The organism is Actinomadura sp. KC216, assembly GCF_004348535.1.
GTDB lineage: Bacteria > Actinomycetota > Actinomycetes > Streptosporangiales > Streptosporangiaceae > Spirillospora.
Genome location: NZ_SMJX01000322.1, coordinates 1 through 9,150, shown reverse-complemented (window position 1 = coordinate 9,150; position 9,150 = coordinate 1). Strand labels below are relative to the sequence as shown.

The window sequence follows — 9,150 nt, the reverse complement described above, 5'->3', positions numbered from 1 at the left end:
GACCCGCCCGGCCACCCGGGCGCTTCGGCGCGGTTCGCCGCGGTGCTCTCCCTGCCCGGCCGCCCGCCGGACGTCCCGCCGGGCATCGACCCCCGCGAATTCCGGCTCGCCCTGCTCGAAGACACCTACGAGGTCGTCGCCGGGCTCGAACTGGTGACCTCCGCGCTCGTCCTCGACCCGCCCGACCAGCCGGACGCCGAGGCCGTGACCTGGCCCGGGACCCCGATCGTCCGGGAGTCCACGCTCGCGGGCGCGTTCGCGGCGCTGCACGCGCTCGGCGCCGCCGCCGCCGCGCTCGTCGCCGCCGACGCCCCCGACCTGCCGCCGCTGCTGATCGGCAAGCTGTTCCGCGCCCTCGGCCACGCCCCGTCCGCCGCCTGCGCCGCCCAGCCGAACGATCATGACGGCCGGCCCGCCACGCAGGGCGGGCTCGTCGCGCTCGCGGCCCGGCTGCCGCTGCCCGGCTGGCTCGCCACGGCGCTGGAGGACGTCGACCTCGACACCCCGGACGCGCTGGCCCGGCTGCGCGCCGCCGCGCCGCGTCCCGGGCTCGTCCCGCAGGGCCCCGGCTGGCACCGCCTCCGCACCGCCCGCGACCTGCGGTTCCTCGACCCGGGCCTGGAGGGCTGGGAGAACACCCGCGCCCTCCTCGAAGGTCACCCGCTGAGCTCCTGACAGCGCGCCACGAGCCGCCGGACGGCGTCGTCGGTGAGCTCGGGGAGGCCGTCCACGGGGAACCAGGCGAGGGCGTCCGACTCCGCGCTGACCGTGTGCCGCGCGTCCGCCGGGGCGATCGCGGCGTACTGGACGTCCAGATGCCACGTCCCGTCCGGATGGCAGCGGACCGCGTGCCGGTCGAGCCGGACGGGCTCCGGCAGCAGCCGCAGACCCCCGATGCCCGACTCCTCCGTCGCCTCCCGCAGCGCCACGCCCGCGAGCGTGGCGTCGCCCGGCTCGCAATGCCCGCCGAGCTGGAACCACTGCTTGAACTTCGCGTGCAGGGTCAGCAGCACGCGTTCCCGGGACGCGTCGAGAACGGCGGTGCTGGCGGTGATGTGCCCCGCCGCGCACTCCCGCCACATCCCGTCGGCCGGGTTCTGCTCCAGATGGCGCAGGAAACCGAGCCGGATGTCCTCCTGCCCGGCGTCGGGCGCCTCCCACGACGACAGGACCCGCACGGCGTCCTGGTACAGGGCGTCCCGCGGATCACCCTCCGTCACGTGCGTCCCACGCGCGGGTAGCGGGAGTTGGCGGGATGGCGCCGGCGGCGCTCCTGGTCGACGGGCCGCTGCCAGCACAGGCTCGCCCGCGCGACGCGGCGCCGGATCGCGTTCGTGGACGACGCCGGCGCGTACCGGCAGCCGTTCACCCGCGACCCCGGCGAGCCGTGCGACTCACGCGACAGGCTCATGCGCGAGACCCGCCGCCGCCGTTCGGGCCCTCGCCCGGATCCTCGCCCGGCCCGCCGTCCTCGTCCCCGTCGTCGGGCTTCTCGTCCAGCTTCTCGTCGGGCTTCTGGGCTTCGCCCTCCTCCGGCGCCCTGGTCAGGGCGGACAGGTCGAGGTCGGACAGGCCCTCGATCTCGTCGCGGCCGTGGACGAACCCGTCCGGGTCGTCGAGGTCGTCGGACGTCGGGAGCAGGTCGGGGTGGTCCCAGACCGCGTCCCGGCCCTGCGTGCCGCGCACCTCGGTGAGCGTCCGCCACAGCGAGGCCGCCTCACGCAGCCGCCGCGGCCGCAGCTCCAGGCCGACGAGCGTCGCGAACGTCCGCTCCGCCGGTCCTCCCGTCGCGCGGCGCCGCCGCACCGCCTCGGCCAGCTTCACCGAACCGGGCAGCCGCCCCTGCGCCGCCTCGTTGACGACCGTGTCGACCCAGCCCTCGACCAGCGCGAGCGTCGTCTCCAGCCGGGCCAGCGCCGCCTTCTGCCGCGGCGTCTCCTCCGGCTGGAGCTGCAGCTCGCCGCCGAGCGCCTCCTGGATCGCCTCCGGGTTGGACAGATCGAGGCCCTGGACGGCCTGCTCGATGCCCGACAGGTCGACCGTGATGCCCCGCGCGTACTCCTCGACCGCGCCCAGCAGGTGCGAGCGCAGCCACGGGACGTGCGCGAAAAGCCGCTGGTGGGCGGCCTCCCGGAGCGCCAGATACAGCCGGACCTCGTCGCCGGAGACCTCCAGGCCCGAGCCGAACGCCTCGACGCCCGCGGGCAGCAGCGCGCCGACGCCGTCCGGCGCGAGCGGCAGGCCCACATCGGCGGAGCCGGTCACCTCGCGGGCCAGCGCGCCGAGCGCCTGCCCGGCCTGGCCGCCGACCATCGCGCCCGCCATCTGCTTGACCATCCCGATCAGCGGGCCCGCCATCGCCTGCATGTCGGCGGGGATGTCGCCGCCGGGGCCGCCGAGCGCCCCGCCCATCGACTCGACCATCCGGGCCGCGATCGGATCGCACACCTTCGCCCACACCGGGAGCGTCTGCTCGATCCACTCGGACCGGCTCCACGCCTGCGGCGTCCGGATCCCGGCGGGCAGCGTCGTCTTCTCGTCCAGCCACAGGTCGGCCAGGCGCAGCGCCTCCTCGACCTGGCGCCGCTCGCTGTCGACGACCGAGGGGTCGCCCTGCTCCACCACCTGGTGCCGCGCTATGTTCTTGGCCAGATCCCAGTTCAGGGGCCCGCCGGCGCCACCGCCCGCACCCTGGCCGCCGATCATGTCGGCGAACCGGTGCAGCATGTCGGCGAACTGCGCCATGTCGCCGCCCATGCCCTTGAATGGATCCTGGGGCCGGTCGTCGTCGTCACCGTTGCCGGGACGGTTGAAGCCGAACGGAGTGTCACTCATCGGTTTGCCCCTGGGATGCATGATGGGCTCATATCCGCAACGTTAGCCGGTCCCGGCAAGGTCGCGTACACAAGGAAGGGGGCACCCCCGTGGCAACGGGCAAGGTTCGCCCTCGGCGTAGCAAGGGCCCGGTCGTCGCCGTCACCGGCGCCGCCTCCGGTGCGGGGCGGCTGCTGGCCGCCCGGCTCGCCGAACGGCAGGAGATCCGCAAGGTCGTCGCCATCGACGGGCAGCGCGGCGACGTGCCCGGAGTCACATGGCGTGTCGTCGACATCCGCGACCCGCTGCTGTCCAACCGGCTGTCGGACGTCGACGTGATCGTCAACCTGGACGTCGAGCACTCACCGGACGCCGACCCCCGCGACCGCCGCACCCACAACGTCCGCGGCGCCCAGACCGTGGTCACCGCGGCGGCCGCCGCCCGGGTCCGCCGCGTGGTCCTCGTCACGTCCGCGATGGTGTACGGGGCGGAGCCCGGGAACGAGGTCCCGCTGCCCGAGGACGCGCCGCTGCTCGCCGAGGCCAGCACGTCCATCGCCGGAGACTACCTGGAGATGGAGGAGCTGGCCGCGACCGCGCCCGTCACCCACCCGGGGCTGGACGTCACCGTCGTCCGTCCCGCCGCGCTCGCCGGGCCCGGCATCGACACCGTCGTCACCCGGCACTTCGAGGCGCCGCGGCTGCTGTCGGTCAAGGGCAGCACACCCGGCTGGCAGTTCTGCCACATCGAGGACCTCGCGTCCGCGCTGGACGTCGTCGTCACCGAGAACGTCACCGGCCCCCTCGCCGTCGGCTGCGAGGGCTGGCTCGGCCCCGACGAGGTCACCGAGATCACCGGGAAGCGCAGCTTCGAGCTGCCCGCCGCGCTCACCTTCGGGATGGCGCAGCGGCTGCACCGGCTCGGCATGACGCCCGCGCCCGCCACCGACCTGCACTACGTCGCCTACCCGTGGGTCGTCGACTGCGCCCGGCTCCGCGCCGCGGGCTGGAAGCCGATGTACGACAACGCCGCCGCGCTGCGCGCCGTGATGGAGGAGACCGCCGGGCGGCACGCCGTCGTCGGGCGCCGCGTCGGCGGCAAGGAGGCCACGATGGCGACCGCCGCGGGCGCCACCGTCGCCGCGATCGGCGCGGCGGCCGCCATCCGCCGCGCCCGCAAGCGCCGCCGCTGACCCCGGCCGCCGCCGCGCCGGCGAGCGCGGGTCAGCTGGGGGACGGCGAGCCGGACGGGCTCGGCGAAACCGACGGCGACCCGCTCGGGCTCGGCGACGGGCTCGGCTGCGCCGCCGGGGCCTGGCTCGCCGACCACAGCGCCGCCTCCGCCTCCTTGAGCTGCTTCCAGGCCTCGCCCATCGCCGCGTAGTCGCCCTTCTTCTGGGCGGCCTCGAAGTCCTGGAGCGCCTTGCGCAGGTCGGCGCGCGCCTTCAGCAACTCAGGACTGAGCTGCCCGCCCTGCGGCGGCGTCCCAGCCGGCGGCGTCGTGCCCGTGTCGGTGCCCGTGCCGCCGAGGATCTGCCGCAGCGCGTCGTCCAGCGTGTCAGCGGCGACGATGCTGTTGCCGTACCGGACCAGGATCTTGCCGAGGATCGGATACGGCTGGTTCTCCTTGCCGCCCGCCGCCTTCGTGTACATCGGCTCGACGTACAGCAGCCCCCCGCCGAACGGGATCGTCAGCAGGTTGCCCGGAACGGTCTTCGTCCCGCCCTGCCGCAGCGCGAACAGGGCGGCCTTCACCTTCTCGTCCGTCTCGAACGAGTTCTGCACCTGGCCGGGCCCCGCCGGCTGCGCGTTGCGCGGCATCTGCAGGATCTGGATCTGCCCGTAGTCGCGTCCCGGCGTCGACCCGACCGCCATGAACGCGGCGAGCTGCGGGTTGCCGCCGGTGTTGCCGCCCGGGGTGAACACCGTCGTCAGCGAGAACGACGCGGTGTTCTGGCCCGGCATCCGCAGGCTCTGGTAGTACGGCGGCTGCCGCTTCTCCTTCGCGGCCGGGTCTTCCGGCACCTCCCAGAAGCCCTCGCCGTTGTAGAACGCGCCCGGGTCGGTCACGTGGTACTGGGTGAGGATCTTCCGCTGCACCTTGAACAGGTCCTGCGGGTAGCGGAAATGGGCCTCCAGCTCCGGCGGGATCGACGAACGCGGCTGGACGGTGCCATCGAACACCTTCATCCACGTCTTGGTGATCGGGTCGTTCTCGTCCCACTGGTACAGGTGCACGGAGCCGTCGTAGGCGTCCACCGTCGCCTTGACGGAGTTCCGCATGTAGTTGATGTGGTCGTCGGCCTGCCGCGCCACCGCCGACCGCGTGTCGGTGATGGTGTCGCGGGTCGCGTCGCCGAGGCTCATCTCCTCCGAGTACGGGTAGCTGTTGGACGTCGTGTAGCCGTCCACGATCCACAGGATCCGGCCGTTCACCACCGCCGGGTACGGGTCGCCGTCCAGCGTCAGCCAGGGCGCCGCCTTCTGCACCATCTGCCGCGGCGACCGGTCGTAGAGGATCTTCGCGTTCTTGTTGATCGCGCCTGACAGCAGGAGGTTCTTGTCCTGGAACTTCGCCGAGTACAGCAGCTTGTTCAGGAACGAGTCGATGGGGACGCCGCCGTCCCCGTCATAGGTGGTGCTCCGCTGGCCCTTGTCGCTGTTGTCCGGGTAGTTCAGCTCCTGCTGGCCCTGCCCGCCGACCACCGAGTACTTCGCCGACCGCTCACCGAAGTAGATCTCCGGCTTGTCCACCTTGATCTTCTGGTCGGGGGAGACCGGCATGTTCTTGGTGATGAACTCGGGCACGCCGCCCTCGGCGAACCGGTCCCCGTACGCGGACACGAAACCGTAGCCGTGCGTGTAGACCATGTGGTCCTTGACCCAGCTGCGCTGCTCCCGCGGCGCCCCGGACAGCTCCCGCAGCGCGACGATCGTGTCGATCTGCCTGCCGTCCACCTGGTAGCGGTCCACGTCCAGCGTGTCGGGGAACTGGTAGAACGGCCTGATCTGCTGGAACTGCCGGAACGTCTCGCCCACCACCGCGGGGTCGAGGACGCGCACGCCGCCGAGCGTGTCGGCCTCCTGCTGCAGCTTCTTCTTGTCGGTCACCGGCTGCGACCCGTACTGGACGACCTTCGCGCCGTCAACGCCGTACGCCTGCCGCGTGAACTCGATGTTGCGCTGGATGTAGGCGCGCTCCTTGGCCAGCTCGTCCGGCTTCACCTGGAACTGCTGGATCAGCAGCGGGTACACCCCGCCGAGCAGGATCGCCGACAGCACCAGCAGCGTGAACCCGACGCCCGGCAGCATCATCCCGCGCCGCAGCAGGTTGCTGAAGAACATCGCAGCGCACAGCAACGCGATGATCATGAGGATGGTCTTGGCGGGCAGCAGCGCGTTGACGTCCGCGTAGGACGCGCCCGTCCGGACGCCCCGTTCCGAATGCACCAGCCCGTACCGGTCGAACCAGTACGCGACCGCCTTCAGCAGGATGAACAGCCCGAACAGCACCGACAGATGGGCACGCGCGGGCGGGGACGCCTTGTCGCCCGGCCCCTGCAGCCGCAGCCCCCCGTACAGGTAGTGCACCATCACCGCGGCGAGGATCGACAGGATCACCGTCGCGAAGATCACACCGATGATGAGCCGCAGGAACGGATACGTGAAGACGTAGAACGACACGTCCTTGTGGAACTGCGGGTCCTTCACGCCGAACGACGTGCGGTTCAGGAACGCCAGCCACACCGGCCACTGGCCCGCCGCCGACGAACCCGTCAGCACCCCGAGCAGCCCCAGCAGCGACCAGGCGATCAGCCGCCGCCGCGGATCGATCACCGTGCGGTACCGCTCAAGGCCCTGCTGCTCCACCGACAGCGGCCGGTACGCGGGACGCAGCCGGTACGCGATCGCGACGTTCGCGCCCACCACGAGCACCATCAGCAGCCCCGCCCCGAAGAACAGCGCCACCTTCGCCTTGATCTGCGTGGTGTAGACCTTCTGGAAGCCGATGGAGTCGTACCACAGCAGGTTGGTGTACGTCGCCGTGAACACCATGAACGCGATCAGGAGCACGGCCAACGTCACCAGCGCGGGCAGCACCAGCCGCGTCCGTCCGCTGCCGAGCCGGCGCCCGAATCCGGGAGTCCGGAAGGTCACTGACCCCTCCGATCGAAATCTCGCCACCGGCGGCCCCGCCGGTGCTGTAGAAGCAACTTATCGACTGGCGCGGGGGTTCCCGCATGTCCATGCGCCGAAAGGGGGAAAGATGGGCCCCGTGAGCCTCCTCGAAGAAGTCGTCCTGGACCTCGAGCGCCATTCGGCCCAAGAAGGCTGGGACGCCGCGCCCCGACTGTACGCCCTCGTCCGCAGCGCCGAGCTCCGCCAGGCCGAACCCGACCTCGCCGACCAGCTCGGCCTGCCGCCCGACGCCGACACGCTCGCCGCGCTCGAACAGCCCGCCCTCCCCGACCGCGACGCCGTCGAGGACGCCCTCGCCACCATCGCCTGGCCCGACACCGTCGAAGGCTGCGCCCTCGTGATGGAACGCGTCGTCCTGCCGCCCGAAGCCGAGGCCGACATCCCCGAGGACGACGCCGAGGCCGCCGCGTTCGCCGCGTCCCACCCCGGGCGCGAGGACGTCCGCATGATCGTCGGCGTGCTCCGCGACGGCGCCCGGCACTCCGCCCTCCGGCTCCGCCGCCACGACACCGACGACGAGGTCCTCACCGGGCCCGACCTCGTCCCCGCCCTCGCCGAGGCCCTCGCCGCCACCTTCGAGCCGGACGAACCGGGCGGAACCGCCGACGGGTAGCCTGCCTGACGTGAGCCACGACAGCGTGATCAGGCTGATCGGCGTCCGCGACGAGCCGCTCTCCGTGGACGAGGTCCTCGCCGCCGTCGCCGCGGCAGGCGCCGGCGGCACGGCCGTCTTCATCGGCACCGTCCGCGACCACGATCACGCCCGGACCGTCACAGCCCTCGACTACAGCGCCCACCCCAGCGCCGAAGAGCAGCTCCGCGCCGTCATGGAGAAGGTCGCCGCCGACCATCCCGTGCAGGGGCTCGCCGCCGTCCACCGCGTGGGCGACCTGCGCGTGGGCGACCTCGCCGTCATCGCCGCCGCGTCCAGCGCACACCGCGCCGAAGCGTTCGCCGCCTGCCGCCAGCTCATCGACGACCTCAAGGCGAACGTGCCGATCTGGAAGCACCAGACCTTCGCCGACGGCGGCGACGAATGGGTCGGCGCGTGCTGAGCGCCCCGACCGCATAGAGTTTCGGACATGTCCCGTCGTGCCGCCACGCTCACCGCAGCGAGCGTGATAGTCATCGTGCTCGCCATCATCGGCTCCGCCATGCCGGTCCCGTACGTCGCGCTGATGCCCGGTCCGACGAGCAACACCCTCGGCACCAACGACAAGGGCCAGCCCCTCATCAAGATCGACGGCCGCCAGACCTACCCCGGCGGCGGCCACCTCAACTTCACCACCGTCACCTACCGCGGCGGCCCCGGCGGGCGCATCGACCTCTTCACCGCCCTCCGCGGCTGGATCGCCGGCGACACCGCCATCGTCCCCGAAGAGACGATCTTCCCCGAGGACGAGTCGCCCAAGAAGGTCGACGAAGAGAACACCCGCCAGATGCAGGACTCCCAGCAGAGCGCCGAAGCCGCCGCCCTCCACGAGCTCGGCATCCCCGTGACCACCCGCGTCGTCGTGGACGGCATCCAGAAGGGCCGCCCCGCCGACGGCGTCCTCAAGACCGGCGACGAGATCACCAGCGTCGACGGCGCCCCGGTCACCAACGTCGCCGAGGTCACCGGCAAGATGGCCAAACACAAGATCGGCGACAGCGTCACCATCGGCTACACCCGCGCCGGCAAGGCCGCCACCACCACCCTCAAGACCGTCGCCACCCCCAACGGAGACCGCGCCGCCGTCGGCGTCGTCATCTCCGACCAGTACAAGTTCCCCTTCAAGATCGACATCAGCGTCGGCGACATCGGCGGCCCCTCCGCCGGCCTCATGTTCTCCCTCGCCATCATCGACAAGCTCACCCCCGGCTCCCTCACCCAGGGCACCTTCATCGCCGGCACCGGCACCATCACCGCCAAAGGCGAGGTCGGCCCCATCGGCGGCATCCAGCAGAAGATGATCGCCGCCCGCAAGGCCGGCGCCACCGTCTTCCTCACCCCCAAGGACAACTGCCCCGACGCCGCCGCCTCCCGCCCCGACGGCCTCCGCCTCATCCGCGCCGACACCCTCCACGGCACCGTCCAGGCCATCAACGCCCTCACCACCGGCAAAGGCGACGTCCCCACCTGCGAATGATCCCGTC

Annotated in this window: 9 protein-coding genes; 5 read left to right on the top strand and 4 right to left on the bottom strand. The window is 72.2% G+C overall.

The window, feature by feature from the left end:
* On the top strand, positions 1–675 hold a 675-nt coding region (locus E1264_RS35260), incomplete at its 5' end, for a hypothetical protein (RefSeq protein WP_207936635.1).
* Here the strand turns inward: E1264_RS35260 and E1264_RS35255 are convergent.
* The 3 genes from E1264_RS35255 to E1264_RS35245 are packed head-to-tail and all read right to left on the bottom strand — an operon-like array spanning position 657 to position 2,835.
* Complete coding sequence (locus E1264_RS35255) at positions 657–1,220, bottom strand: NUDIX hydrolase (RefSeq protein WP_243711360.1); 564 nt, start codon at positions 1,218–1,220, stop codon at positions 657–659. The genes E1264_RS35260 and E1264_RS35255 overlap by 19 nt on opposite strands.
* Positions 1,217–1,411, bottom strand: coding sequence for a hypothetical protein (locus E1264_RS35250; protein WP_132180628.1), 195 nt, complete (start codon positions 1,409–1,411; stop codon positions 1,217–1,219). Before E1264_RS35250 ends, E1264_RS35255 begins: the two co-directional genes overlap by 4 nt.
* Positions 1,408–2,835 (bottom strand): zinc-dependent metalloprotease, encoded by a 1,428-nt coding sequence (locus E1264_RS35245; protein WP_132180626.1) that lies wholly within the window; start codon positions 2,833–2,835, stop codon positions 1,408–1,410. The genes E1264_RS35250 and E1264_RS35245 overlap by 4 nt, the downstream gene beginning before the upstream one ends.
* An 89-nt stretch (positions 2,836–2,924) precedes the next feature.
* Between E1264_RS35245 and E1264_RS35240 the strand changes: the two genes are divergently transcribed.
* The gene (locus E1264_RS35240; RefSeq protein WP_132180624.1) at positions 2,925–4,007 is read left to right on the top strand and encodes an NAD-dependent epimerase/dehydratase family protein; all 1,083 of its coding nucleotides are present in this window, start codon (positions 2,925–2,927) and stop codon (positions 4,005–4,007) included.
* 31 nt (positions 4,008–4,038) lie between these two features.
* On the opposite strand, the gene E1264_RS35235 is transcribed toward E1264_RS35240, so the two are convergent.
* Positions 4,039–6,972 carry a UPF0182 family protein gene (locus tag E1264_RS35235; RefSeq protein WP_132180622.1) on the bottom strand — a complete coding sequence of 978 codons (2,934 nt, stop codon included), beginning with the start codon at positions 6,970–6,972 and terminating at the stop codon, positions 4,039–4,041.
* 109 nt (positions 6,973–7,081) lie between these two features.
* On the opposite strand from E1264_RS35235, the gene E1264_RS35230 reads away from it, so the two are divergent.
* The 3 genes from E1264_RS35230 to E1264_RS35220 are packed head-to-tail and all read left to right on the top strand — an operon-like array spanning position 7,082 to position 9,143.
* Positions 7,082–7,627 carry a PPA1309 family protein gene (locus tag E1264_RS35230; RefSeq protein WP_132180620.1) on the top strand — a complete coding sequence of 182 codons (546 nt, stop codon included), beginning with the start codon at positions 7,082–7,084 and terminating at the stop codon, positions 7,625–7,627.
* Between the two features lie 10 nt (positions 7,628–7,637).
* Positions 7,638–8,069, top strand: a complete 432-nt coding sequence (locus E1264_RS35225) for a molybdenum cofactor biosynthesis protein MoaE (RefSeq protein WP_243711359.1) — start codon at positions 7,638–7,640, stop codon at positions 8,067–8,069.
* A 27-nt stretch (positions 8,070–8,096) separates the two neighbouring features.
* Complete coding sequence (locus tag E1264_RS35220; RefSeq protein WP_132180618.1) at positions 8,097–9,143, top strand: PDZ domain-containing protein; 1,047 nt, start codon at positions 8,097–8,099, stop codon at positions 9,141–9,143.
* The last annotated feature ends 7 nt before the right edge of the window (positions 9,144–9,150 follow it).

Excerpts from the sequence above, each read along its gene's own strand:
- E1264_RS35230 (WP_132180620.1), top strand. The coding sequence starts at position 7,082 with ATGGGCCCCGTGAGCCTCCTCGAAGAAGTCGTCCTGGACCTCGAGCGC.
- E1264_RS35245 (WP_132180626.1), bottom strand. The coding sequence starts at position 2,835 with ATGAGTGACACTCCGTTCGGCTTCAACCGTCCCGGCAACGGTGACGAC.
- E1264_RS35220 (WP_132180618.1), top strand. The coding sequence starts at position 8,097 with ATGTCCCGTCGTGCCGCCACGCTCACCGCAGCGAGCGTGATAGTCATC.
- E1264_RS35250 (WP_132180628.1), bottom strand. The coding sequence starts at position 1,411 with ATGAGCCTGTCGCGTGAGTCGCACGGCTCGCCGGGGTCGCGGGTGAAC.